Origin of the sequence: Sinisalibacter aestuarii, assembly GCF_027923545.1 — a bacterium.
Classification (GTDB): Bacteria; Pseudomonadota; Alphaproteobacteria; order Rhodobacterales; family Rhodobacteraceae; genus Sinisalibacter; species Sinisalibacter aestuarii.
The window spans coordinates 66881-91605 of sequence record NZ_BROH01000010.1; the positions used below are offsets into that span (position 1 = coordinate 66881).

Annotated in this window: 27 protein-coding genes; 7 read left to right on the forward strand and 20 right to left on the reverse strand. The window is 64.9% G+C overall.

Going from position 1 to position 24725, the window contains the following annotated elements; genetic code table 11:
• The first annotated feature begins 12 nt into the window (after positions 1-12).
• Genes argB through QMG28_RS15460 form a run of 3 tightly spaced genes read left to right on the forward strand, consistent with a single transcriptional unit; the run spans position 13 to position 1999 of the window.
• Positions 13-876, forward strand: a complete 864-nt coding sequence (gene argB, locus QMG28_RS15450) for an acetylglutamate kinase (protein WP_281843218.1) — start codon at positions 13-15, stop codon at positions 874-876.
• Positions 876-1499, forward strand: a complete 624-nt coding sequence (locus QMG28_RS15455; protein WP_281843219.1) for a ferredoxin — start codon at positions 876-878, stop codon at positions 1497-1499. Before argB ends, QMG28_RS15455 begins: the two co-directional genes overlap by 1 nt.
• The gene (locus tag QMG28_RS15460; protein ID WP_281843220.1) at positions 1496-1999 is read left to right on the forward strand and encodes a SixA phosphatase family protein; all 504 of its coding nucleotides are present in this window, start codon (positions 1496-1498) and stop codon (positions 1997-1999) included. Before QMG28_RS15455 ends, QMG28_RS15460 begins: the two co-directional genes overlap by 4 nt.
• Positions 2000-2050: 51 nt before the next feature.
• Here the strand turns inward: QMG28_RS15460 and QMG28_RS15465 are convergent, their stop codons facing one another.
• The 19 genes from QMG28_RS15465 to QMG28_RS15555 all read right to left on the reverse strand — a co-directional run bounded on the left by QMG28_RS15465 (position 2051) and on the right by QMG28_RS15555 (position 20044).
• Positions 2051-2836 carry an amino acid ABC transporter ATP-binding protein gene (locus QMG28_RS15465; RefSeq protein WP_281843221.1) on the reverse strand — a complete coding sequence of 262 codons (786 nt, stop codon included), beginning with the start codon at positions 2834-2836 and terminating at the stop codon, positions 2051-2053.
• Positions 2837-2847: 11 nt separating this feature from the next.
• Complete coding sequence (locus QMG28_RS15470; protein ID WP_281843222.1) at positions 2848-4329, reverse strand: amino acid ABC transporter permease; 1482 nt, start codon at positions 4327-4329, stop codon at positions 2848-2850.
• Position 4330: 1 nt separating this feature from the next.
• Positions 4331-5599 carry an amino acid ABC transporter permease gene (locus tag QMG28_RS15475; protein ID WP_281843223.1) on the reverse strand — a complete coding sequence of 423 codons (1269 nt, stop codon included), beginning with the start codon at positions 5597-5599 and terminating at the stop codon, positions 4331-4333.
• A gap of 122 nt (positions 5600-5721) precedes the next feature.
• Positions 5722-6738: an amino acid ABC transporter substrate-binding protein gene (locus tag QMG28_RS15480; protein ID WP_281843224.1), complete on the reverse strand. Its 1017-nt coding sequence runs from the start codon at positions 6736-6738 to the stop codon at positions 5722-5724.
• A 207-nt stretch (positions 6739-6945) separates the two neighbouring features.
• Positions 6946-7659, reverse strand: coding sequence for an ATP12 family chaperone protein (locus QMG28_RS15485; protein ID WP_281843225.1), 714 nt, complete (start codon positions 7657-7659; stop codon positions 6946-6948).
• Entirely contained in the window at positions 7656-8339 is a 684-nt protein-coding gene (locus QMG28_RS15490) for an HAD-IA family hydrolase (protein ID WP_281843226.1), read from the reverse strand. The genes QMG28_RS15485 and QMG28_RS15490 overlap by 4 nt, the downstream gene beginning before the upstream one ends.
• Entirely contained in the window at positions 8339-9385 is a 1047-nt protein-coding gene (locus QMG28_RS15495; protein ID WP_281843227.1) for an RluA family pseudouridine synthase, read from the reverse strand. Before QMG28_RS15495 ends, QMG28_RS15490 begins: the two co-directional genes overlap by 1 nt.
• Positions 9382-9762 (reverse strand): fluoride efflux transporter CrcB, encoded by a 381-nt coding sequence (gene crcB, locus QMG28_RS15500; protein WP_281843228.1) that lies wholly within the window; start codon positions 9760-9762, stop codon positions 9382-9384. Before crcB ends, QMG28_RS15495 begins: the two co-directional genes overlap by 4 nt.
• A 31-nt stretch (positions 9763-9793) precedes the next feature.
• Positions 9794-11104 carry a replication-associated recombination protein A gene (locus QMG28_RS15505; RefSeq protein WP_281843229.1) on the reverse strand — a complete coding sequence of 437 codons (1311 nt, stop codon included), beginning with the start codon at positions 11102-11104 and terminating at the stop codon, positions 9794-9796.
• A 66-nt stretch (positions 11105-11170) separates the two neighbouring features.
• Complete coding sequence (locus QMG28_RS15510) at positions 11171-11782, reverse strand: autoinducer binding domain-containing protein (RefSeq protein WP_281843230.1); 612 nt, start codon at positions 11780-11782, stop codon at positions 11171-11173.
• 203 nt (positions 11783-11985) lie between these two features.
• The gene (rplQ, locus tag QMG28_RS15515; RefSeq protein WP_281843231.1) at positions 11986-12414 is read right to left on the reverse strand and encodes a 50S ribosomal protein L17; all 429 of its coding nucleotides are present in this window, start codon (positions 12412-12414) and stop codon (positions 11986-11988) included.
• A 119-nt stretch (positions 12415-12533) separates the two neighbouring features.
• Positions 12534-13550 (reverse strand): DNA-directed RNA polymerase subunit alpha, encoded by a 1017-nt coding sequence (locus QMG28_RS15520; protein WP_281843232.1) that lies wholly within the window; start codon positions 13548-13550, stop codon positions 12534-12536.
• A gap of 111 nt (positions 13551-13661) precedes the next feature.
• On the reverse strand, positions 13662-14051 hold the full coding sequence (gene rpsK, locus QMG28_RS15525) for a 30S ribosomal protein S11 (RefSeq protein WP_281843233.1): 390 nt from the start codon (positions 14049-14051) through the stop codon (positions 13662-13664).
• Positions 14052-14066: 15 nt separating this feature from the next.
• Positions 14067-14435, reverse strand: a complete 369-nt coding sequence (gene rpsM / locus QMG28_RS15530) for a 30S ribosomal protein S13 (protein WP_281843234.1) — start codon at positions 14433-14435, stop codon at positions 14067-14069.
• A 256-nt stretch (positions 14436-14691) separates the two neighbouring features.
• Entirely contained in the window at positions 14692-15333 is a 642-nt protein-coding gene (locus tag QMG28_RS15535; RefSeq protein ID WP_281843235.1) for an adenylate kinase, read from the reverse strand.
• Complete coding sequence (secY, locus tag QMG28_RS15540) at positions 15330-16706, reverse strand: preprotein translocase subunit SecY (protein ID WP_281843236.1); 1377 nt, start codon at positions 16704-16706, stop codon at positions 15330-15332. Before secY ends, QMG28_RS15535 begins: the two co-directional genes overlap by 4 nt.
• Before the next feature lie 103 nt (positions 16707-16809).
• Positions 16810-17280, reverse strand: a complete 471-nt coding sequence (rplO, locus tag QMG28_RS15545; protein WP_281843237.1) for a 50S ribosomal protein L15 — start codon at positions 17278-17280, stop codon at positions 16810-16812.
• Between the two features lie 168 nt (positions 17281-17448).
• On the reverse strand, positions 17449-18648 hold the full coding sequence (locus QMG28_RS15550; protein ID WP_281843238.1) for an Aq_097 family APC-type transporter: 1200 nt from the start codon (positions 18646-18648) through the stop codon (positions 17449-17451).
• A 166-nt stretch (positions 18649-18814) separates the two neighbouring features.
• A complete protein-coding gene (locus tag QMG28_RS15555) occupies positions 18815-20044 on the reverse strand; it encodes a urate hydroxylase PuuD (RefSeq protein WP_281843239.1) in 1230 nt (409 codons plus the stop codon).
• A 100-nt stretch (positions 20045-20144) separates the two neighbouring features.
• On the opposite strand from QMG28_RS15555, the gene QMG28_RS15560 reads away from it, so the two are divergent.
• Positions 20145-21065: a LysR family transcriptional regulator gene (locus tag QMG28_RS15560; RefSeq protein ID WP_281843240.1), complete on the forward strand. Its 921-nt coding sequence runs from the start codon at positions 20145-20147 to the stop codon at positions 21063-21065.
• A 6-nt stretch (positions 21066-21071) separates the two neighbouring features.
• On the opposite strand, the gene uraH is transcribed toward QMG28_RS15560, so the two are convergent.
• Positions 21072-21425: a hydroxyisourate hydrolase gene (gene uraH, locus QMG28_RS15565; protein ID WP_281843241.1), complete on the reverse strand. Its 354-nt coding sequence runs from the start codon at positions 21423-21425 to the stop codon at positions 21072-21074.
• 144 nt (positions 21426-21569) lie between these two features.
• Here uraH and puuE point away from each other — a divergent pair, with 144 nt between their 5' ends.
• From puuE to QMG28_RS15580, 3 genes are read left to right on the forward strand one after another with little or no spacing between them, the layout of a single operon-like run.
• Positions 21570-22982 carry an allantoinase PuuE gene (gene puuE, locus QMG28_RS15570; protein ID WP_281843242.1) on the forward strand — a complete coding sequence of 471 codons (1413 nt, stop codon included), beginning with the start codon at positions 21570-21572 and terminating at the stop codon, positions 22980-22982.
• Complete coding sequence (locus QMG28_RS15575) at positions 22979-23167, forward strand: hypothetical protein (protein WP_281843243.1); 189 nt, start codon at positions 22979-22981, stop codon at positions 23165-23167. Before puuE ends, QMG28_RS15575 begins: the two co-directional genes overlap by 4 nt.
• A gap of 50 nt (positions 23168-23217) precedes the next feature.
• Complete coding sequence (locus QMG28_RS15580) at positions 23218-24642, forward strand: uracil-xanthine permease family protein (protein ID WP_281843244.1); 1425 nt, start codon at positions 23218-23220, stop codon at positions 24640-24642.
• Positions 24643-24725 lie beyond the last annotated feature (83 nt).

A 24725-nucleotide genomic window follows, 5' to 3' on the forward strand; every position in this document is an offset into this window, starting at 1 on the left:
GAGGACATGCCGATGAGAAAGCAGACCATGAATCGAGACTGGATCGCCACCGCCCGGACGCTCAACGAAGCCCTGCCCTATCTGCAGCGCTACGAAGGGGCGACCGTCGTCATCAAATTCGGCGGCAACGCGATGGGCGATGACGAGGCGATGAACTCCTTCGCGCGCGATATCGTGCTGATGCGGCAGGTGGGGGTAAACCCGGTGGTGGTGCATGGCGGCGGTCCGATGATCAACGACATGCTGAAGCGCCTCGACGTGCATTCGCATTTCGTCAACGGCAAGCGGGTGACGGACGAGGCCACCATGGAAGTGGTCGAGATGGTGCTGGCGGGCCGGGTCAACAAGCGGATCGTACAGGCGCTGAACGATGCCGGCGGCAAGGCCGTGGGCCTCACCGGCAAGGACGCCAAGCTGATGATCTGCGAGCAGACGAATGCCGACCTCGGCTTTGTCGGCACGCCGGTGGAGATGGACACGACAGTGCTGCGCAAGCTGGCGGAGGCCGAGATCATCCCGGTGATCGCCCCCATCGGCATGGGCCGCAATGGCGAGACCTTCAACGTCAACGGCGATACCGCCGCCGGCGCGGTGGCCGCCGCCCTGAAGGCCGACCGGCTGCTGCTGCTCACCGATGTGGAAGGGGTGAAGGACGCTTCGGGCAGCGTGGTGACCGAGCTGACCTCGCAGCAGATCATCGACCTCACCGCCGAAGGCATCATCGCCGGCGGCATGATCCCCAAGACCGAAACGGCGCTGCATGCGATCGACGGCGGCGTGCGGGCGGTGGTTATCCTCGACGGGCGCGCACCCAATGCCTGCCTGCTTGAGCTTTACACCGAACACGGCGCCGGTTCGATCATCCGCAAGGGCTGATGGATTACGCCGCCGCGGCCGCCGCACGCCAGCTCGAACTGGTCGGCATTGCGCCGGACGGCGAAACCGGCGGCGCGGTGATGCTGCTCGCCCCGCGCGAGCCCGGTTTCTGGCCCGCCTTCACCGCCGCGCCGGAATATGCCGATGGCAGGCCCGATCCGATGGACCGATGGTCAAAGCGCGTGATCGGGGCGCTCGCCGCCGATTGGGGCGGTGAGGCGGTGTTTCCCTCCGATGGGCCGCCCTATCCGCCCTTCATTGCCTGGGCGCTGGCGACGGGGCGGGTCTGGACCTCGCCGGTGGGGCTGCTGGTGCATGACCGGCTCGGCCTCTGGCTCTCGTTTCGCGGCGCGGTGCGGCTGGCGCAACCGCTCACCGCGCCCCCTGCCGCGAACCCGTGCGAAAGCTGCCCGGACCAGCCCTGCCGCAATGCCTGCCCGGTCTCGGCGCTTTCGCCGAATGGCTATGACACCGCGGCCTGTCACGATTTCCTCGACAGGCCAGAGGGCGCGGATTGCATGGCGCGGGGCTGCGGCGCCCGGCGCGCTTGCCCGGTGGGGCAGGCATGGGGTAGAAGCGATGACCAATCCCGCTTCCACATGAAAGCTTTTCATCCCCGATGACCTTGCGCCTGATCCTCACCCGCCACGCCAAATCGGACTGGGCGGACCCGCTGATGGATGACCATGACAGGCCGCTGAACAAGCGCGGGCGCAAATCGGCCACCGCCATCGGGGCGTGGCTTGCGGCGCGGGGGGTGGTGCCCGATATCGCCTTCGTCTCCTCCGCCGAGCGCACCCGCGAAACATGGGCACGGATCGCCAGGGGGTTCGACAAGCGGGTGCCCACGGCCTTCCGCGACGACCTTTACCACGCCGAGCCTGACGCGATGATCAATGCGCTGCGCGGGGCAAGCGGCGGCACGGTGATGATGGTGGGCCACAATCCCGGCGCCGCCTTCTTCGCGCGCGCCCTGCTGGCGCAGCCGCCCGCCGATGCGCGCTTCGACCGCTACCCGACCGGGGCGACGGCGGTGATGGAGTTCGAGATCGACGAATGGCCGGCGCTGACCTGGGGCACGGGCGTGCTGACCGGCCTCGTCTTCGCGCGCGATCTGGTCTGACACGAAAAAGGGCGCACCCGCAGGCGCGCCCCGGTTCGCCATCCCGCCCGATCAGAGGATCTGGCTGAGGAACAGCTTGGTGCGTTCCGATTGCGGGTTGTTGAAAAACTCGGTCGGTTCGTTCTGCTCCACGATCTGGCCGGCATCCATGAAGATCACCCGGTTCGCCACCTGCTGGGCAAAGCCCATCTCGTGGGTCACCACCAGCATGGTCATGCCCTCCTCGGCCAGCTCGATCATGGTGTCGAGCACCTCCTTGATCATCTCCGGATCGAGCGCCGAGGTAGGCTCGTCAAACAGCATGATCCGGGGCTTCATGCAGAGCGAGCGCGCGATGGCCACCCGCTGCTGCTGACCACCCGAAAGCTGGCCGGGATACTTGTTGGCCTGCTCGGGGATCTTCACTTTTTCGAGGAAGTGCATCGCCGTCTCCTCCGCTTCCTTGCGGGGGATCTTGCGCACCCAGATCGGGGCGAGCGTGCAGTTTTCAAGGATCGTGAGATGCGGGAAGAGGTTGAAGTGCTGAAACACCATCCCCACTTCCGAGCGCACCTTGTCGACGTTCTTCAGATCCGACGAAAGCTCGGTGCCGTCGACGACGATCTGCCCCGACTGGTGCTCTTCCAGCCGGTTGATGCAGCGGATCAGGGTCGACTTGCCCGAGCCGGACGGGCCGGCGATCACGATCCGCTCGCCTTCGTAGACCGTCAGGTTCACATCGCGCAGAACGTGGAACGAGCCGTACCACTTGTTCATATCCTTGATTTCGATGGCCACCTTGTCGGAGACCTGCATTTGCGAACGATTGACTTCGCGTTCGATTTCCATAGCGGACATTATTGGTCTCCTTAACGGTGATCGGTGCGCAGACGGCGCTCGAGATACATGGAATAGCGTGACATCGAGAAGGTGAAGATGAAGAACAAGAGCGCGATGAAGCCGTAAAGCTCCCAGACGATCCCGTTCCAGTTCGTGTCAGCGCGAATGGAGTTCGAGAGGCCAACCGGATCGAGCAACCCGATGATCGACACCAGCGTGGTATCCTTGAACAGCCCGATGAAAGTGGACACGATCCCCGGGATCGAGATTTTCAGCGCCTGCGGCATGATGATCAGCCGCTGCGCCTTCCAGTAATCGAGCCCGAGCGCATCAGCGGCCTCATACTGCCCTTTCGGCAGCGCCGCGAGCCCGCCCCGGATCACCTCGGCCATATAGGCGGAGGCGAAGACCGTGGCCATGATGATCACCCGCAGGATGATGTCGAAGTCCGTGCCCGGCGGCAGGAAGATGTTGAGCAGCACCGAGGCCACGAACAACAGCGTGATCAGCGGCACGCCCCGGATGAACTCGATGAAGATCACCGAGAGCGATTTCACGATCACCAGATCGGATTGCCGCCCCAGCGCCAACACGATCCCCATCGGCAGCGAAACGGCGATGGCCGTCACGCCGATGGTCACGGAGAGCAACAGGCCCCCGAACTGCCGGCTTTCAACCGGTTCGAGCCCGAAGGGAAGGATCGCGTGCATCGCGCTGGCAAAGAGCCCGTTGAGCAGCAGCCACCAGAGAACCGGAGCGGCAAAGGCCAGGATGATCGCCGTGAGCGTGCCGAGCACCGGCGCCAGCAGGCGAAACACCAGCCAGCCGATGACAAAGCCCAGCGCAGCGCCGACCGGGGTCCAGATCGTGCCGCCCCAGAGCAGCCAGGGCATCAGGAACACGTAGAGCGCCGTGAAGATCAGCGGGTTCGGCAACCGCCTGGCGCCCGCCGCGATCTGCTCGGCACGGTCGGACCCGCTGTTCGCCACCAGCGTATAGCCGATATAGAGCACCGCCGCCGCCAGCACGATCTGCACCACGATCATCAGCGCCGAGGAGGCGGTGAAGAAGGTGGCCACGAACAGCACCAGCGCGAGCAGGAACCAGTTCATCCGGCGCGAGATCATGTTGAACAGCACCGGAATGAGGGCGATGAACAACAGGAAGAAGGCCAGCGTGGGGCGCAGGCGCAGCTCTGCGGGATAGAACCCGTAGAGCATCTGCGGCCAGCGTTCGTGGATCACACCCCAGCAGGCACCGCTTGCCTTGCCTGAGGCACCGACGATCTCACGGCACTGGTCAAGCGAGCCGGCATTCCATGTGGGCGACCAGATCCAGGGCAGGATATGGCCGAGAACCCAGACGATCAGCCCGATCGAGGCGATGGTCAGAAGGGTGTTCCACACACCGTCGAACATGTTCTTGCGCAGCCAGCCGATCACCCCGGTGGTCGAGGGCGGCGGATCGCGCTCGGGAAGCATCTCGGTGCGGACGAAGGACAGATCATTCATGTCAGCGCTCCCTCAGCTTCACAGCGTCGTTGTAGAGATTCATCACGAAGGAGATCGTGAGCGAAATCGTGAGATAGATCAGCATGCCGATCAGGATCGTCTCAAGCTCGCGGCCGGTCTGGTTGAGGGTGATCCCCATCAGCGTGCCGGTGATATCCATGTAGCCCACCGCGATGGCGAGCGAGGAGTTCTTGGTGAGGTTGAGATATTGCGAAATGAGCGGCGGAATGATGACCCGGAGCGCTTGCGGCAGGACCACAAGGCTCATGATCCGGCGTTGCCGCAGGCCCAGCGCGGCAGCGGCCTCGGTCTGGCCCTTGGAAATCGCAAGGATGCCGGCACGCACGATTTCGGCGATGAAGGCCGCGGTGTAGAGCGAAAGCGCCAGCCACAGCGCGATCAGCGAATTGCGCATATGGGTGCCGCCGGCAAAGTTGAAGCCCTGGAGTTCGGGCTTGCCGAGGTAGAAGCCGAGAATGGCCAGCACCGCCACGGTCGGGATCACGATCACCGCTGCCTTCCAGTGCCAGGTGCGCGGCCGGTCGCCGGTGGCGGCCTGGATCCGGTCGGCACGGCGGGTGATCAGGCCCGAGATGAGCAACCCCGCGATAAACGTCGCGACGACGGCGATGAGATCGAGGCTCACATCGAACCGCAGCGCAGCCTCGCCAAACAGGTGAACATCGCCGATCCCGCGCGAAAAGAGCGGCTCGGGCACGTAAAACCCGCGGTTGGTGAAGGCAACGCTGTCGCCCAGCATCATACTGGCCTCGGGCGTCTCGCCCCGGAAGGCACGCGGCGCCGGCAAGGTCTCGATCAGGATCGCCATGACGAGGATGATCCACAGGAGCACCGGCACGTTGCGGAACATCTCGACATAGATCGTCATCAGCCGGGCGACGACCCAGTTGTTGGAAAGCCGCAGCACGCCGACGAACACCCCAACGAGCGTCGCGGCGATACAGCCCATGAAGGCAACCAGCAGCGTGTTGAGCAGACCGACGAAGGCGGCGCGCAGGTGGCTGTCCTGGTTTTCGTAGTCGATCAGGCGCTGGTTGATGTCATATCCGGCCGACTCCCCGAGAAAGCTGAAGCTGGGCTGCTTGCCAAGGTCGGCGAGGTTCTGGGCGGTGTTGGAAATCAGCCATCCAATAAGCGTCAGCACAGCGATCAGCGCGACGATCTGGATGGTCATCGAGCGATACCGGCTGTCGTAGATCAGCATGGACAGGCGGAACGACTCCTTGGGAGGGTCGGTCAGTGTCGTCATAAGCTATCCCCGTCGGGCCCGTGTTTTCTGGCGCTTTGCGCCGGTCGGGTCTCGTTGTGCTTGTTTCGGTTGTCCGAATGCGAGAAGGGCGCGGGTTGCCCCGCGCCCTTTCATTTTTTGTCCTAGCGGAACGGCGGAACGTAGAGGATGCCGCCGTCTTTCCACTGGGCGTTAAGGCCCCGGGCAAGACCGATCGGAGTGCTTTCACCGATCGTCTTGGCAAAGATCTCGCCGTAGTTGCCGCCGGCCATGATGGCGTTCTTGGCCCAGTCGGCCTCGAGGCCGAGCATTTCGCCAAGATTGCCCTCGGTGCCGAGCAGGCGGTTGATCTCGGGGTTGTCGCTCCCGGCCGCAAGCTCTTCGATATTGGCCGAGGTCACGCCGAGTTCTTCCGCCGCGATCAGCGCGTTCAGCGTCCAGCGGGCAATGTCGCCCCATTCCGGATCGCCGTGGCGCACCAGCGGCCCGAGCGGCTCTTTCGAGATGATCTCGGGCAGGATGACATGGGCAGACGGATCTTCGAAGGTCGCCCGCGTCGCGGCGAGGCCGGAGGCGTCGGTGGTGTAGACGTCGCAGGCGCCGGCCAGGTATTGGGTCTGGCCTTCAGCGTTGGTCTCGATCGGAACCGGCTCGTAGCTGATGTTGTTGGCGCGGAAGAAGTCCGCAAGGTTCAGCTCGGTGGTGGTGCCGGTCTGGATGCAGACGGTGGCACCGTCGAGTTCCTTGGCCGAGCTCACACCCAGATTCTTGGGAGCCATGAAGCCCTGACCGTCGTAGTAGTTCACACCGACGAATTCGAACTTGAGGTCAACGTCGCGCGAGAACGTCCAGGTGGTGTTGCGCGACAGCACATCGACTTCGGCCGCGGCAAGCGCGGTGAAGCGGGTTTTCGTTGTCAGCGGCACGAATTCCACGGCATCGGGATCGCCAAGCACAGCAGCGGCGACCGCACGGCAATAGGCCGCGTCGAACCCTTCCCAGCGACCATTGGCGTCCGGCGCCGCAAAGCCGACGAGGCCGGTGTTCACGCCGCATTCCAACTTCCCACGGGCCTTGACGTCATCCAGCGTCGCGGCCGACGCCGCACCGGCCGACATGGCCGCCACAGTCAGAGCGCCAAGAATGAAGGTTTTTTTCATGTTTACCTCTTCCTGATTTCCGCCCTTCACAGGGCGTTTCGTTATCCGGCACAGGCCGGGAGCTGTACGAAGGGAGAAAGATCGCCCCTCCATGCGGGGAGTGTGGTCGAATTCCGTCCGGATGGTCAAGTCTCCGGTCCAACTGCATTTTGCGCTAACGGCGACGGGGCGCACCGAAATTGCGAGGGCTCAACCGGGGCGTGCGGGTCAATCCTGCCGCAACAAGGAAAAAACGCGCATCGCATCGAGGAAAGCCTGTTTTTTCAGCGCGGCATGTTCCGCCGCCTCCTCGTCTTCGCCCCATTGCTCGGCCTGCCAGGCCTCGTCGATCCGCGAAATCGCCCAGATTGTTTCCGGATCAGAAACATTCTCGACCGCCGCAAAGGCCAGCACGAGCGAGCCCGACAGCGTCACCAGATCGTGAAAGGCGGCGAGTTCAAACGGGTCGAAGGCCCGCGTGCGCGCGGCGAGGCGTTCCAGCGCGGCGGGATCCTGCGGCGCGGGAATCACGCCCGAGACCACCACGAGCCGCGCACCCAGCGCCGCCTCGGCCCAGTCCAGCAGCGGATCCCAGGCTGCCGCCTGCCGGGCGACGAGCGGGTCGGGCCCGGTGGCGCGATAGCAGATGTGATCGGTCTCGCCATAAGCGGCGAGCAGCGCCGCCACCTCGTCATGCTGGAGCGAGAGCTTGTCGATGGCCGAGTTCACCGTGCGGGTGAGCGGCATCGTATCAGGGCGCACCTCGTCGGTCTGCGCCGCCCACTCCGCCGCCACCGCCTCGGCAAGCGCCCGGCTGGGCATCACCTGCGGCGCCTTGGCCGGCGTGCGCAGGCTGCGGCCATCGAGCGTGACGCAATAGCCGCCATCGGCCTCGCGCACCGCCGTTTCCGTCCAGAACCGCTTCAGCTTCCACTCGCTCATCGCTGCCCCCAGATCGTGTCGATTGCCGCTTCCAGCGCGCCGAACCCGTCGATCACCTGCGCGGCCCCCGCCGCCAACAGGGCTTCGGCTGCATGATAACCCCAGCTTACCCCGATCGCGGCCACCCCGGCGGCGCGGGCCATGGCGATATCGTAACTCGTATCGCCGACCATCACCGCGCGCGGCGGCTCCACCCCGGTTTCGGCCAGCGCCGCCTCGATCATCGCCGGATGCGGCTTGGAGGGATGGGTGTCGGCGGTCTGGCGGGTGACGAAAAAGCGGTCGAGCCCGTGCGCGGCGAAGGCATGATCGAGCCCGCGCCGGGCCTTGCCGGTGGCGACGCCAAGGAGCACCTCGGGACGGGCATGCAGCGCCTCGATCGCCGCCCGCGCGCCGGGATAGAGCGGCGATGCCGCCTCGCCCCCGGTCTGCGAGCGCAGCCGCAGGAAGGCGGCGCGGTAGGCCGCCACCAGCGCGTCGATCCCTGCCGCGTCCAAGTCGGGCGCCAGCCGCGCCATCGCCAGTTCGAGCGACAGGACGACAATCTGCAAGACCTCGGCGCGCGGCGGCACGGGCCGCCCGACCGCGCCGAAGGTGTCCGTCATCGCGGCGACGATGAGGTTCTGACTGTCGATCAGCGTACCGTCGACATCGAAGATCACGAGGCGCAGGCCAGTCATCAATGAAGCGCCTCGAACGGATCGTCCGCCGCCATGTCTTCATCCCAGCCGAAGGTTTCCCATGTCTGCGCCATATGCGGCGGCAGCGGCGCGGTGACCGTAACGGACTTGTGCGTGACCGGGTGCAGGAAGGTCATCGACCGGGCATGAAGATGCAGCTTCTTGGAGATGATGCCGCCCAGTTGCGCGCCCCAGCCATCGCCAAGGTTTTCCTGCCCCGAGCCGCCGTATTTGCCATCGCCGATGATCGGGTGGCCGATCGCGGCCATATGCGCACGCAACTGGTGGGTGCGCCCTGTCACCGGCTCCATCGCCACCCAGGCGGCCCGGCCCGCCACACGATAGAGCGTGGCATAGAGCGTATGCGCCCGTTTCGCACCCTCGGTGCTGTCCACCTCAGAGGGGTGGATCGCGCGCATCTTCTCGCCCTCGCCCGCGCCGCCATGGCCCGGCGCCTTGACCAGCCCGTATTTGACCTCGCCCAGATATGGCACCGGCACGCCGGCGACGAGCGCCCAGTAGATCTTGCGCGTCTGCTTGTGGCGGATCGCCTGTCCAAGCGCCGCCGCGATGCTGCGCGAGCGCGCCAGCAGCAGAACGCCCGATGTGTCCTTGTCGAGCCGGTGGACAAGACGGGGCTTTTCTTCCGCCCCGAATTTCAGCGCCTCAGCCAGCCCGTCGACATGCCGGGTCTGTTTCGAACCACCCTGCGTGGGCAGGCCCGGCGGCTTGTTGATGGCGATGATATGCTCGTCGCGGTAGATCACCGCGCTCTGGATCATCTTCGCATCGGCCTCTGAAATGCGCAGCACGGGCGCGGGTTTCGGCGCCTCACCCGGCACCGGCAGCGGCGGGATGCGCACCTTCTGCCCGGCCTCCAGCCGCGTCGCCGGCTTCACCCGGCCACCATCGACCCGGATCTCGCCCTTGCGGCACATCTTCTCGATCCGCCCCTGCGGCACATGCGGAAAGAGGCGGCGGAACCAGCGGTCCAGCCGCTGATCACCGTCGCCCTCGGCCACGATGAGGGTTTGAACGCCGCTCATGGAGCGATCACCGCGCGGGTGAGCAGCACGCCCACCGCGATGGCCCCGAGCGACAGCGTCACCGAAAGGCCGACATAAAGCCCGGCAAGCCCGGTCTCGCCACGCTCGAACAGGGTGAGCGTATCGAGCGAGAAGGCCGAGAAGGTGGTGAAGCCACCGAGAAGGCCGGTCATCAGGAAGGGGGCGAGATCGTTATGCCCCTTGCGGGCGAGGACCACCACGAGCACCCCCATGAAGAAGGAGCCGAGCACATTGGCCACCACCGTGCCGAGCGGAAAGCCGGGGCCGATCAGCCGCATGACCCCCACATTGGTGAGGTAGCGGGCCGAAGCGCCAAGTGCGCCGCCAAGGGCTACGGAGAGAAGCGTTGTGAACATGAGCGCTTGTTCCGCCCTGGCGGCGGCGATGTCAAGTTTGGCGCTTCTCGCGCAGCTTGGCGAACCAGTCCACCCGCTTCTTCAGCTCACGCTCGAAGCCACGCTCGACCGGCAGGTAATAGACCCCGCGCTTCATTCCATCGGGGAAGTAGTTCTGCCCCGAGAAGGCATCGGGCGCATCGTGGTCATAGGCATAGCCCGCGCCATAGCCCTGCTCCTCCATCAGCCTCGTCGGCGCGTTCAGGATATGCTTGGGCGGCGGTTCCGAACCGGTCTTCTTCGCCGCAACGGCGGCCTGTTTGAAGGCGGCATAGCCCGCGTTCGATTTCGGCGCGAGCGCGAGATAGATCACCGCCTGTGCCAGCGCCAGCTCGCCCTCGGGGCTGCCGAGCCGCTCATAGGTGTTCCAGGCATCGAGGCAGATACCGTTGGCCTGCGGATCGGCCAGCCCGATATCCTCCACCGCCATCCGGGTCAGGCGGCGGGCGAGAAACCGCGGATCTTCGCCGCCGAGCAGCATCCGGTTGAACCAGTAAAGCGCGGCATCCGGGTCCGATCCGCGAATGCTTTTGTGCAGCGCCGAGATCAGGTTGTAGTGCTCATCGCCCGATTTGTCGTACCGCACGGCACGGCGCATCAACCGGGTGGCGAGCGCATCGGCATCGAGCTTGCCCGTCACTTTCCAGGCCATCACCTGCTCGATCAGGTTGAGGAGCGCCCGCCCGTCGCCATCGGCCATTTCGATCAGTGCTGCGCGCGCCAGGCCGTCGAGCGGCAATTCGCGGCCCAGCTCCTTCTCGGCCCGCTGCGCCAGCCGCTCAAGGTCGGCCGGGCCAAGGCGCTTGAGCACCAGCACCTGCGCCCGGCTCAGGAGTGCGGCGTTCAGCTCGAATGAGGGGTTCTCGGTCGTGGCGCCTACCAGAAGGATCGTGCCATCCTCCATATGCGGCAGAAACCCATCCTGCTGCGCCTTGTTGAAACGGTGGATCTCGTCGACGAACAGCAGCGTGCCCTGCCCGTTCGTTCGCCGGTGCTTGGCCGCCTCGAACACTTTGCGCAGTTCCGGCACGCCGGTAAAAATGGCGCTGATCTGGACGAAATGCAGATCGGTCTCGCGCGCGAGCAGCCGGGCGATGGTGGTCTTGCCCACGCCGGGCGGGCCCCAGAGCACCAGCGAGCCGAGGCTGCCCGAGGCCAGCATCACGCCGAGCGGTCCGTCGGGGCCAAGCACCTCGTCCTGCCCGATCACCTCCGACAGCGCCTTGGGCCGCAGCCGGTCGGCGAGCGGGCGGGGGGCATTTTCGGGCTCGGCGCCCGGTGCGGTATCGAACAAATCGGCCATGCAGACAGTCTACGCGCCTGCCGGAGCGGCCACCAGCGCGAAGGCGCGTCGCAAGGCGCGTGGCGCTCAGAGCAGCTTGTATTCCTGCGCCCGCTGGATCGCCTCGGCGGTGGTGCGCACGAACAGCCCTTCGCGCGCGGCGCGGAGCCGCGCCTTGAAGGCACTTTCTGAAATGCCCAGCAGCGCCGCCGCCTCGGCATGGCGGTGGCCGCGCGCGATCAGCCGCAGCGCCATGCGCTGCGCCGGGGTGAGCTGTTCGGGCGGCGTCGATGCCTCGTGCAGCCGCAGCACGATCGAGGTGATCTCGGCAATCTCGCTCTCGTTGAATTCGCGGTCGCCCCGGGCAAAGCCGCCGATGGTGCGCGACGAGGTCGGCCCGCAGGCCACCGCCACACCGTATTGCAGGCCGAAGCCGGCAGCCTGATCCAGAATGCCGTGAGGGTCGGGCAGGTCAATCTCCGACCAGCGGATCGCGCCATCGTTGCCGAAACCCCAGAACACCATCGGATCTGCGAGCATATAGCCGCGTTCGGTGTAGATCTCGCTCCACCGGGGATCATAGGTCTGGATCATCAGATGCGCCGAGGCAAACCTGATATGCAGCCCCAGCGCGTAGCCTTTCGGGGCCAGGCCCGAGAGCTGCGCAAGCCCGCGGTCCAGTCCAAGCGTGTCGGTCATAAGTACCCTTCGCACCTCGCCCGGCGCCCCCCGGGAACCGGGCCTCAACATGACGATCTCAACTCTAGATTGTGCCACGCGGAAAATTCAAGTGCCAAAGGGCCGCGCCGTTGACGCGGCAGCATGTTGCCTGTGCGGCAGGTATGAAAAAGCCCCGCGCGGCGGATGCCGGCGGGGCCCTGTCAAAACGCTGTCGCGCCGGATCAGTCTTCGGCGTAGGCCGCTTCTTCCTCGGCGGCCACGCGGGCCTTGTCGCCCGCGCCCTTGGCGCTCTCGTCACGGTCGACCAGCTCGATGATCGCCATCGGAGCCATGTCGCCGTAGCGGAAGCCGGCTTTCAGCACGCGGGTGTAGCCGCCGTTGCGCTCGGCATAGCGCGGGCCGAGCACGTCGAAGAGCTTGGCAACGTCCTTGTCCTGCTTGAGCTGGGCCGCAGCCTGGCGGCGGGCATGCAGGTCACCGCGTTTGCCGAGGGTGATGAGCTTGTCCATCACGCGCTTGAGCTCTTTGGCTTTCGGCAGGGTGGTCTTGATCTGTTCGTGTTCGATGAGCGAGCCGGCCATGTTCGAGAACAGGGCTTTGCGGTGCTCATGGGTGCGGTTGAGGCGACGGTAGCCTTTCGCGTGGCGCATTTTCTAACTCCTAAAGTTCGTTTTGCTTTGTCCGGCAGCCCATGCGGTGGGCCGCTCTCCTTGGGGCGGAATACCCGGGTGGTGAAGCGGGGCCAGCGTGCCGGCCCCGCATCCGAAGATCAGAACTGGTCTTCGAATTTCTTGGCGAGATCCTCGATGTTCTCGGGCGGCCATTCCTCGACATCCATGCCGAGGTGCAGCTGCATGCCCGAAAGCACTTCCTTGATCTCGTTGAGCGACTTGCGGCCGAAGTTCGGGGTGCGGAGCATCTCGGCTTCGGTCTTCTGGATGAGGTCGCCGATATAGACGATGTTGTCGTTCTTGAGGCAGTTGGCCGAGCGCACCGAAAGTTCGAGCTCGTCGACCTTCTTGAGCAGGAGCGGGTTGAACTCCAGCCCCTCGTCTTCCGACTCGCGGCCCGCGGCTTCCGGCTCTTCGAAGTTGACGAAGATCGAAAGCTGGTCCTGGATGATCCGCGCGGCATAGGCCACGGCGTCATCCGGGGTGACCGAGCCGTCGGTTTCGATCTTCAGCGTCAGCTTGTCGTAGTCGAGCACCTGGCCCTCGCGGGTCGGCTGCACATCGTAAGACACCTTCTTGACCGGCGAGTAGATCGCGTCGATCGGCATCAGGCCGATGGGCGCGTCTTCGGGGCGGTTCTTGTCGGCGGCCACGTAGCCCTTGCCGGTATTCACGGTCAGTTCCATGAACAGATCGGCGCCATCGTCGAGGTGGCAGATCACGTGATCCTTGTTGAGAATCTCGATGCCCGCGCTTTCGGAAATGTCGCCGGCGGTCACGACCATCGGGCCCTTGGCCGAGATCGAGAGGCGCTTGGGGCCTTCCACGTCCATGCGGATCGCGACGCCCTTGAGGTTCAGCACGATGTCGGTGACGTCTTCACGTACACCGGCAACGGAGGAAAACTCGTGCAGGACGTTGTCGATCTGGACGGAGGTGATGGCCGCGCCCTGAAGGCTCGACAGCAGCACGCGGCGCAGCGCGTTGCCCAGCGTCAGGCCGAAGCCCCGCTCAAGCGGCTCGGCAACGACCGTGGCCTGGCGCGCGGGATCGTTGCCCGGCTTGACGTCAAGCTGCGTCGGCTTGATCAGTTCGGCCCAGTTTTTGTGGATCATGCGTCCCTCCATTCCTGTTTTGCCTCCATGTCCAAAAGGCAAAACGCCCGAGGTTCAAAAAAATGACGGACTCGGGCCGTGGGAATCCACGGCCCGAGCGGTAGAAATCGGTCAGACCCGGCGGCGTTTCGGCGGGCGGCAGCCGTTATGAGCGATCGGCGTCACATCACGGATCGAGGTGATGTTGAACCCCACCGCAGCCAGCGCGCGCAGCGCCGATTCACGGCCCGAACCGGGGCCCTGAACCTCGACTTCGAGGGTCTTCACACCGTGCTCCTGGGCCTTGCGGCCCGCATCTTCAGCCGCCATCTGCGCGGCATAGGGCGTCGACTTGCGCGAGCCCTTGAAGCCCATCGTGCCGGCCGACGACCACGAGATCGCGTTGCCCTGCACGTCGGAGATGAGGATTTTGGTGTTGTTGAACGACGAGTTCACATGCGCCACACCAGCGGCGATGTTTTTGCGTTCCTTGCGCTTCGGGGCGCGTTTATCGCGAGCCATGCTTCCTGCCCTCCCTTATTTCTTCTTGCCGGCGATCGGCTTCGCCGGGCCCTTGCGGGTGCGGGCGTTGGTATGGGTGCGCTGGCCGCGCACGGGCAGGTTGCGGCGATGGCGCAGGCCACGGTAGCAGCCGAGGTCCATCAGGCGCTTGATGTTCATCTGCGTGTCGCGGCGCAGGTCGCCTTCGACGAGCAGGTTGGCGTCGATATGCTCACGGATGGCGAGCACTTCGGCATCGCTGAGCTCGTTGACGCGGCGGGTGGATTCGATGTTCACGGCGTCGCAGATCGCTTTCGCGGTCGTGTGGCCGATACCGTGGATGTAGGTGAGGGCGATCGGGACGCGCTTATGCGTCGGGATATTCACGCCGGCAATACGTGCCAAGTCGGTCTTCCTTTCGTTGCGGACCCGTAATTCCAGGTCCTTTTTTCACAACGTAAGCCCGCGGGGGTCATCCCTGCGGGCCGCAGCTGATCTATGGTCTGACGGTTGCCGGGGCGCGACCCCGTTTACCATCGATTCCCCATCGAGGGATGCGGTGCTTTACGAGGGAATCACCCTGGCGTCAAGGGGCGGGCAGGCCCCGGTTTGGAAACCACGGGAGACGGCGTTTCCAAACACCGTCTCCCGCATGTCGCGGTCAGCCGAGGATAGCCCCGATCGCCGCCGAAACCTCGTCGATCTCGCCAAGGCCGTCGACGGCCTTGAGGTCGCCCTTGGCCCAGTAATAGCCAATCAGCGGCGAGGTCTTCTTGTAATATTCCATCAGCCGCGTGCGCAGGCTTTCCTCGTTGTCGTCGGCCCGGCGCTTGAACTCGGTGCCGCCGCATTTCACGCATTTCCCGTCCGCCGGGATCGGCTTGGAGATGTCGTTATAGCCCTCGCCGCAGGTGGCGCAGGTCGAGCGGGCGTTGATGCGGGCCACGAGCGCCTCGTCATCCACCTGCATCTCGATCACCGCGTCGAGCTTCATGCCGTGGCGGGCAAGCAGATCGCCCAGCGCATCGGCCTGGCCCAGTGTGCGCGGGAAGCCGTCGAAGATGAAACCGCCCTCGGGATGGGCTTCGAGCTTTTCCTCGATCAACCCGATCACGATCTCGTCGGTCACGAGCTGGCCCGCATCCATGATCGCCGCCACCTTGTTGCCCATCTCGGTGCCCGACGTGCGGGCATCGCGCAGCATGTCGCCGGTGGAAAGCTGGATCATGCCGCGCTCTTCGACGAGTTTGCGCGCCTGGGTGCCTTTGCCGGCCCCAGGCGGTCCAAGGAGAATGATGTTCATCGACGTGCCGGCCCCTTCCTGCCCGATTTCGATTTGCTCTTGGTGCCGCGATTGCCACGCAGCTGCGATTTTTCGATCAGGCCCTCATATTGATAGGCCAGAAGATGCGACTGCACCTGGTTGATCGTGTCCATCGTCACCGAGACGACGATGAGCACGGAGGTGCCGCCGAAATAGAACGGGATCGCAAGCTGGGTGCGCAGAATCTCCGGCAGGAGCGCCACCGCGGCAAGATAGAGCGAGCCGAGCACGAGGATGCGGGTGACCACGTAATCGAGGTATTCCGCCGTCTTCTTGCCCGGGCGGATGCCGGGCACGAAGCCGTTCTGGCTCTTCAGGTTGTCGGCCACGTCATCGACCTTGAAGCTCACTTCCTTCGTATAGAAGAAGGTGAAGAAGATGATCATGCCCGCGTAGAAGGCCAGATAGAGCGGCTGGCCGGGGCCGAAATAGGCGAGGATCGCCGACATCACCGGACCCTGTGCGCCGGTGTTGAATGTCGAGATCGTGGTCGGCAGCAAGAGCAGCGCCGAGGCGAAGATCGCCGGGATCACGCCAGCCGGGTTGACCTTGATCGGCAGGTGCGACGAGCCGCCGTCATAGACTTTCATCCCCACCTGGCGGCGCGGATACTGGATATGGATCTTGCGCAGCGCACGCTCCATGAACACCACGAAGCCGATCACCGCGATCACCATCACCAGCACGCCGATAATCACGGCGGGGCTGATCGCGCCCGAACGGCCCTGGCTCAGAAACTGCACGAGGGCGGCGGGAATTTCGGCGACGATGCCGACGAAGATGATCAGCGAGATGCCGTTGCCGATGCCGCGCGAGGTGATCTGCTCACCGAGCCACATCAGGAACATCGTGCCGCCCACCAGCGTCACAACCGCCGAGATGATGAAGAAGATGCCGGGCGAATGCACCAGATCGCCCGCCTGCAGCGAATTGGCCAGCGCAAATGCCTGGCCCGAGGCGAGGATGACCGTGCCGTAGCGGGTATATTGGTTGATCTTGCGCCGTCCGGCCTCGCCCTCTTTCTTGAGCGCCTTCCACGGCTCGTACATCGTGGCGACGAGCTGGACGATGATCGAGGCCGAGATATAGGGCATGATGCCGAGAGCAAAGACCCCCATCCGCCCCAGCGCGCCGCCGGTGAACATCGAGAGAATTCCGCCGATGCCCGAGGCCGCCTGCTCCATGAAGTCACGAAGCGCGCCCGCGTCGATGCCCGGCACCGGAATATAGGTGCCAAGGCGGTAGATCATCAGAAGACCGATGGTGAAGAAGATGCGTTGGCGCAGCTCGGTGGCCTTGCCCAGCGTGCCCCAGGAGAGGTTCGCCGCCATTTGTTCCGCTGCAGATGCCATGAGGCCCCCTGTTCGTGCGAGCGCCGCCGGGGTCGATCCCCGACCCGGCGGCGCCTGGAAATCTGTGGGCTATGTAAGGGGCGTTGCCGCCCCCCACAAGCGATTACTCGGCAGCCGCACTCGCCACGGTGAGCGAGCCGCCCGCCTTCTCCACGGCCTCGATGGCCGATTTGGAAGCGCCGGTGACGCTGAGCTTCACCTTCGCGGTGATCTCGCCCTTGCCGAGCACGCGCACGCCGTCGAGCTTGCGGCGGATCACGCCGGCTTCCAGCAGGGCGTCTTCGGTGATCTCACCCTTGGCGTCGAGCTTCTTGGCGTCGATGAATTTCTGGATGATCCCGAGGTTCACCACGGCGAATTTCTTGGCGTTGGGCTTGTTGAAGCCACGCTTCGGCAGACGCATGTAGAGCGGCATCTGGCCACCCTCGTAGCCGGCAATGGCCACACCCGAACGGGATTTCTGGCCCTTGATACCACGGCCGGCGGTCTTGCCCTTGCCCGAGCCCGGGCCACGGCCCACGCGCATGCGCTTTTTGGTTGCGCCCGGATTGTCGCGAAGTTCGTTGAGTTTCATGTCGCTTCTCCTTGGCCGGAATTGCCCCCGAAGCGATGTGGAGCAAACACGGCATTTCTTGGTTGTTTGAGTCGGGCCCGGAAGGGGCCACCGGGGGCGTATACGCGCAAGGGCCAGACGGATCAAGAGGGTAGCCACGCGGCGCCGGGCCGGGCGCTGCAGGCCGCGCTATCCTGCCGGCGTCCCGAAAAAGAAGACCGCCGCGGCCAGCATCGCCAATGCGAGAAAGGCCACGCTGCGCGCCGTCTCGCCGGGGCGTTTGCGGGCAGCCTCGAAGGCCACCAGCGCCTGCAGCGCATAGAACAGCGCGAAGGCCCGGCTCGCCAGAGCGATCACCCCGGTCACCTCCGTGGCGATGAGGATGCCGGTGCCGATCAGCCCGACCAGCGTATAGCCGTGGCGCGCGTCGATCTTGCCATGGGTGATTTCGCGGATAAGCCCGACATTGCCGAGCGAATCCGCCACCGAGGCCGAAAGCTGGCTGCCCATCGCCGCCACCGCGAGCGAAAGCGGCAGCGCCGGGGCAACCAGCGCCGATACGGTAATCACCTCGGCCACGCCGCTGCCCCTGGCCAGATCGCCATAGAGCGGCGAGAGCAACAGGAAGAAGATCACATAGACAAGGCCCGAAACGATCTGCGCATAGCGCATTGCTTTGATCCGGGTCGCGGCCGGAAAATCCGCGCCGGTGAAGCGCGTCGTCTCGAAGCCCTGCACCACGATGAGCAGGCCCAGCAGCACCGGCAGCGAGGCGAGGCTGGCCTTGCCCGCGGGCGGCAGCACCGATTGCCCGGCCGAGATCAGCCCCGCGCCATGCAGCGCCAGCGCGACGAGAAAGCCCGAGATCACCGCAAGGTTGAGCGCTGTGGCATAGCGTTCGAGCCGCGCCACCCGCGCCGCGCCGCCCGTCCAGCCGAGCAAGGCAAGCCCGACGACAAGCGCGATGGCGATGGCGCGCGCGATCGTGTCGCTCGGATGCCCGACGGAGGCGAGCAGGAACTGGCCCAGAAGCGCGAGGTAATAGGCGACCGAAACGAAATAGGCGAAGGTAAGCACCAGGTGGCTGATCTCTTCGACCGAGCTGAGCAGCTTGTCCCCGCCCTCCTTCAACAGCGGCTCGACCACGCGGATATTGTAGCGGATCGTCCAGCCCAGCGCCCAGGCGGTGACAATCAGCAGAGCCATCGCCGGGGCGGCATAGCCCCCGAATTCGCGGGCGAGCAGCGGCGCGGAGACGAGAAAGCCCGACCCGATGATCGACGCCAGAGGCGTGACCGTGGCACGCCAGAGGGGGGAGCGGGAAAATGGCGTGAACAGCAGCAGGCCAAGAACGGCAAGGGCTGTGAGGCCGAAGGCGAGGTTGGTCATGCGCACGCTCCCGTTTCTGCGCTCAGCATGGCCGGGTGCGGGATGGGTGGCAAGGCGGAGCGGCGGCACAGGGCTGCGGCGCACCGCGACCGCTTGGGTAGCCGGTGTTACCGCCTACCGTCTTCACAGGCGGATTGCGGGTTCTGCAGCCAAGGGCAAGCCCGGATCAGCCGGCCACCTCGCGATACCAGGCCACGATCTGCTGGCGGGCCTCGTCATCCATCTCGAAGGCGTTCGGGGGCGGCATGGCATGGCTGGCACCGGCTTGCAGGTAGATCAGCCGGGCGTGGCGCGCCACATCGGCCTCGGTTTCCAGCACCACCCCCTTGGGCGGCGCGACGATGCCGTCCCAGCCCGGCTCGCGCGAATGGCACATCGAACAATTCCCGGCCACCGCGTAATAGGCATCCTCGAAGCGCGCGGCGGAGGCGAATTTCTGCTCCTGCGGCGTCAGGGCCCGCGCCTCGGATTCTTCGTAGCTGTCCATGCCCGGCACCATCGACAGCGCCACAATCACCGCAAAGATCGCCGCCGTCGCACCCCAGGTCCAGAGCGGGCCTTTGCCGGTCGCGTGCCTGGTGTTGAAGTAATGGCGGATCGTCACCCCGGTGAGGAAGACGAGGCTGGCGATGATCCAGGCATACTCGGTCGCAAAGGCGAGCGGGTAGTGGTTCGACAGCATCAAAAACAGCACCGGCAGGGTCAGGTAGTTGTTATGCGTCGAGCGCAGCTTGGCGATCTTGCCGTATTTCGCCTCAGGCGTGCGGCCTTCCTTCAGATCGTTCACCACGATCCGCTGGTTGGGCATGATCACGAAAAACACGTTCGCGGTCATGATCGTTGCGGTGAAGGCCCCGAGATGGAGCATCATCGCGCGCCCGGTGAAGATCTGACTGTAACCCCAGCCCATCGCCACAAGCAGAACGAAGAGCAGGATCATCAGCTGCGTCGGCTTTTCGGCCATGCCCGACCGGCACAGAAAATCGTAGACCAGCCAGCCGATGGTGAGCGAGCCCGCCGAGATCAGGATCGCCTGCCATTGCGCCAGCTCGGCCTTGGTGGGGTCGATCAGGAAGAGGTCGGCCCCGACCCAGTAGACGATCGCGAGCAGCACCGCGCCCGACAGCCAGGTCGTGTAGCTTTGCCATTTGAACCAGACCAGGTGATCGGGCAGTTCGCGCGGGGCGACGGTGAATTTCTTCATCTGGTAGAAACCGCCGCCATGCACCTGCCATTGCTCACCGGCAACGCCATCGCGCCGGTCCGACGAGGCGCGCAGCCCGAGATCGAGCGCAATGAAGTAGAAGCTGTCGCCGATCCAGGCGATGGCCGCGATGACATGGAGCCAGCGCACGGCGAATGCGAGCCAGTCCCAGACGATGGCCAGGTCAAACATGGCATTTCTCCCTGATTTCCTGTTTCCGGCCAGACTATGCGGCTGGGGTTTGTTCTGCTATTGGCGGTAAAGACCAAACAGCATCAAAAATTTCAAAATAATGTCCTACCTCGACAATGTCCGCACCTTCGTTCGTGTCTACGAGCTTGGCAGCATGTCCGCCGCTGGCCGGGATCTTCGGATCTCGCCTGCCGTAACCTCGTCGCGGATATCGCAGCTTGAGGAACATCTCGGCGTTCGGCTTTTTCAGCGGACGACGCGCAGCCTTACGCCCACCGAACAGGGCCAGTCGTTCTACCGCGGAGCGACCGATATTCTGGAGGCCGTCGAAAACGCCGAAGCGCAGATCGCCAATATCACCGAAAACCCGAAAGGGTCGCTCTACGTGGCCGCACCGCTGGGCGTGGGGCGGCGGCTGATCGCGCCGCAGGTGCCCGGCTTTATCGAGGCATATCCCGAAGTCAGCGTCAGGCTGAGGCTGACGGACCGAAAGGTCGATCTGACGACGGAGGGGCTCGATCTGGCCTTTTTCCTTGGCCAGCCGGAAGACAGCAACCTGCGCATCCGCAAGATCGCCGATGTCGAGCGCGTTCTCTGCGCCGCACCATCCTATATCGACAAACACGGCATGCCCGCCTCGGGGGCAGACCTTGTCGCCGGGGGCCATGAATGCCTGAGCCTGCGCTTTCCCGGCGCGACCGAATTCCAATGGCGTCTCTCCACGCCGGAGGGGCCGAAGCGGTTTCGGGTGCCGGGCCGCTATGAATGCGATGACGGGGATGTGCTCACCGACTGGGCGCTGGCCGGTCACGGTATTGCCATGAAGCCGGTCTTCGAGATCGCCCATCACCTGCGCTCTGGCGCGCTGGTGCCCGTCGCCATGCAGACACCGCCCGAACCGATCCAGATGGCCTGCCTGTTTACGCATCGGCGGCGCCAGGACCCGAAAACACGGCTGTTCATGGAATTCATGATCGAGCGCATCAGCGCGACCATACGCGATACCGAACGGCCCGAGTGATCCCCGTCAGCTTCCGCGATAGGTGCTGAACCCGAAGGGCGAGAGCAACAGCGGCACGTGGTAATGCGCAGGCCCCGACATGCCGAAGCGGATCGGGATCACATCGAGGAATCGCGGCTCTTCAGGTGGCGTTCCGGCCCGGTCGAGGTAGTCGCCCGCGTGAAAGACCAGTTCGTAAACACCGGTCCTGAACGCCTCGGCCGGCAGGATCTGCTCGTCCGTGCGGCCATCGTCGTTGGTCGTGAGCGTCTTGAGGTGGGAGCGGGCCTCGCCGTCGATCCGGTAGAGATCAATACGCAGACCGGCAGCCGGGCAACCGCGCGCGGTGTCGAGAACATGTGTCGTCAGATAGCCGGCCAATCCCGTCCCTCCTGTGCTGTGTCCCCTTCTAATCCGGGCACATGGCCGGACACAAAGGCGCCCGATCCGAAGGCTCCTTTCTGGTTTTTTTGAAAAAGCCAGGGGATTTTCTGGATTAACCTGCGGCGGACTGGAGGAGCGTGAATGACGAGATACCCGCGCGACATGATCGGATACGGGGCCGAGCCGCCATTTGCCGACTGGCCCGGCGGCGCGAAGATCGCGGTTCAGATCGTGCTGAACTACGAGGAAGGCGGCGAAAACAACATCCTCCACGGCGATGCCGCCTCCGAGGCTTTTCTGTCGGAGATCACCGGCGCCCGGCCCTGGCCCGGTCAGCGCCACTGGAACATGGAATCGATCTACGAATACGGCGCGCGAGCCGGGTTCTGGCGGCTTCATCGCCTGCTGGGCAGGCTTCCCGTCACCGTCTATGGCGTCGCCACGGCACTGGCGCGCGCGCCCGAGCAGGTTGCCGCGATGAAGGCGGCGGGCTGGGAGATCGCCAGCCACGGGCTGAAATGGATCGAGCACAAGGACATGAGCCCCGACGAGGAGCGCGCCCGGATCCGCGAGGCGATCCGCCTGCATACCGAGGTAACCGGCGCCGCGCCGCGCGGGTGGTATACCGGCCGCTGCTCGATGCACACCGTCGATCTGGCCGCCGGGGAAGGCAATTTCGCCTATATCGCCGACAGCTATGCCGACGATCTGCCCTATTGGACGCGCGCGGGCGGCAAGGACCAGTTGATCCTGCCCTATACCATGGATTGCAACGACATGCGGTTCGCGATCCAGGCCGGTTTCAGCACCGGCGACCAGTTCGAGAGCTATCTGCGCGACAGCTTCGATATGCTCTATGCCGAAGGTGTGGCGGGGGCGCCGAAAATGCTCTCGGTCGGCCTCCATGCCCGCATTGCGGGCCGACCGGGCCGGGCGGCGGCGCTCCAACGCGCGATCGGGTATTTTGAGCAACACGAAGGTGTCTGGTTCGCCACCCGCGAACAGATCGCCGACCATTGGGCCAGCGTTCATCCGCCGGTGCAGAAGGCGCGGCCATCGGCGATGGACAAGGCGGCATTCGTTGCGGCATTCGGCGGCGTCTTCGAGCACAGCCCCTGGATCGCCGAGGGCGCCTTCGATCTGGAACTCGGCCCGGCCCACGATACGGCGGCGGGTGTTCATAATGCGCTCGCCCGCGTGTTCCGCAAAGCAAGCGACGAGCGGCGCCTCGGCGTGCTGGTCGCCCATCCCGATCTGGCCGGCAAGCTCGCCGCCGCAAAGCGCCTGACCGCAGATTCGACGGCCGAACAGGCCGCTGCCGGCCTCGACGCCCTGACCGATGACGAACGCACAGCCTTCACCGAACTGAACGCCGCCTATACCGCCAGGTTCGGCTTTCCCTTCATCATCGCCGTGCGCGACCACACCAGGGCCTCGATCATGGCGGCCTTCCAGCGCCGCATCGACAACAGCCGCGACGCCGAATTCGCGGAAGCCTGCCGCCAGGTCGAGCGCATCGCCGAGCTTCGGCTTGAGGAGAAACTGAACGCATGACCGAGACGTTCTGCCACCAGCCACTCACCGCCGAGACCTTTGCGCCATCGGGTGATGGTCCGGGCGCAAACGGAGCGCCGGGCAAGCTCATCAATGCCGCCCCGTGCAGCAGCGATCGCGACCGGACCGGCGGCAGCGGCCTCAGGGCGCGCCGGTTCGGCCGGGGCACCACCATCGAAGGATAACACAAAGGCCGGTGGAGGAGCCGGCCCGCATCAATAGGGGAGGAAACACCATGGCTGATGCATCCATCGGAACGCCGGAGCAGCTCCGCGATCCGAATTACACACCACCGCTCGCAAAGGCGATCCCGCTGGGCATACAGCATGTGCTGGCGATGTTCGTGTCGAACGTCACACCGGCGATCATCGTCTGCGGTGCCGCCGGCTTCGGCTTCGGCTCCAACAGCCCGGACTTCCCCGAGATGATCTACATGATCCAGATGTCGATGTTCTTCGCCGGCGTTGCGACGCTGTTCCAGACCATCGGCATCGGCCCGGTCGGTGCGAAGCTGCCCATCGTGCAGGGCACCTCCTTCGCCTTCATTCCGATCATGATCCCGCTTGTGGCGGGCAAGGGGGTCGACGCCGTTGCCGTTCTGATGGGCGGCATTCTTGTGGGCGGGCTGTTTCACGCCGTCCTCGGCCTGTTCATCGGCAAGATCCGCTTTGCGCTGCCGCCGCTGGTTACCGGCCTCGTCGTGATGATGATCGGGCTGGCACTGGTGCAGGTCGGCATCCAGTATGCCGCAGGCGGCGTGCCCGCGATCGGCACTGAGGAATACGGCAGCGCCGGCAACTGGCTGGTGGCCGGGGTTGTGATCGTGGTCACCCTCGGGCTGAAATTCTTCGCCCGTGGCATGCTGAGCGTCTCGGCGGTTCTGATCGGCCTGCTCGCCGGCTATGCCGTCGCCCTGGCGATGGGCATGGTCAGCTTTGGCGGCGTCGGCAATGCGGCGGCCTTCGCGCTGCCGAACCCGCTTCACTTCGGCCTCGAATTCTCGGTTGCCGCGATCATCGGCTTCAGCCTCATGGCCTTCGTCTCGGCGGTTGAAACCGTGGGCGATGTATCGGGGATCACCAAGGGCGGCGCCGGGCGCGAGGCAACCGACACGGAGATTCAGGGGGCAACCTTCGCCGACGGTCTGGGCACCGCCATTTCCGGCCTGTTCGGCGCTCTGCCGAACACCTCGTTCAGCCAGAATGTCGGCCTGATCGCGATGACCCGCGTGATGAGCCGGCACGTGGTGACGATCGGCGCGATCTTCCTGATCGTCGCGGGGCTGATCCCGAAAGTGGGCGCGATCATTTCGACAATCCCGATCGAAGTGCTCGGCGGCGGCGTGATCGTGATGTTCGGCATGGTCGTGGCTGCCGGTATCTCGATGCTGTCGGATGTTCACTGGAACCGCCGCAACATGGTGATCTTCGCGATCTCGCTGTCGCTTGGCCTCGGCCTTCAGCTTGAGCCGGGCGCGCTGCAATATCTGCCGTCGACGCTGCAGGTGCTGGCCACCTCCGGCATCCTGCCGGCGGCGCTGATCGCCATCGTGCTCAACCTTGTCCTGCCGGCAGAGCTGTCGGACGAGGCGACCGAGGAAGTCTCGGGCGGCATGGCGGGCCATGCGGCGGGCGACTTCGAGAAGGACACCCACGTCTGACCGCCCTCAGGCGACATATCGGCGACGGAACGCGCCTGTGTTCCGAAGCCGCAAGCAAAAAGCCCCGGACGAAAGTCCGGGGC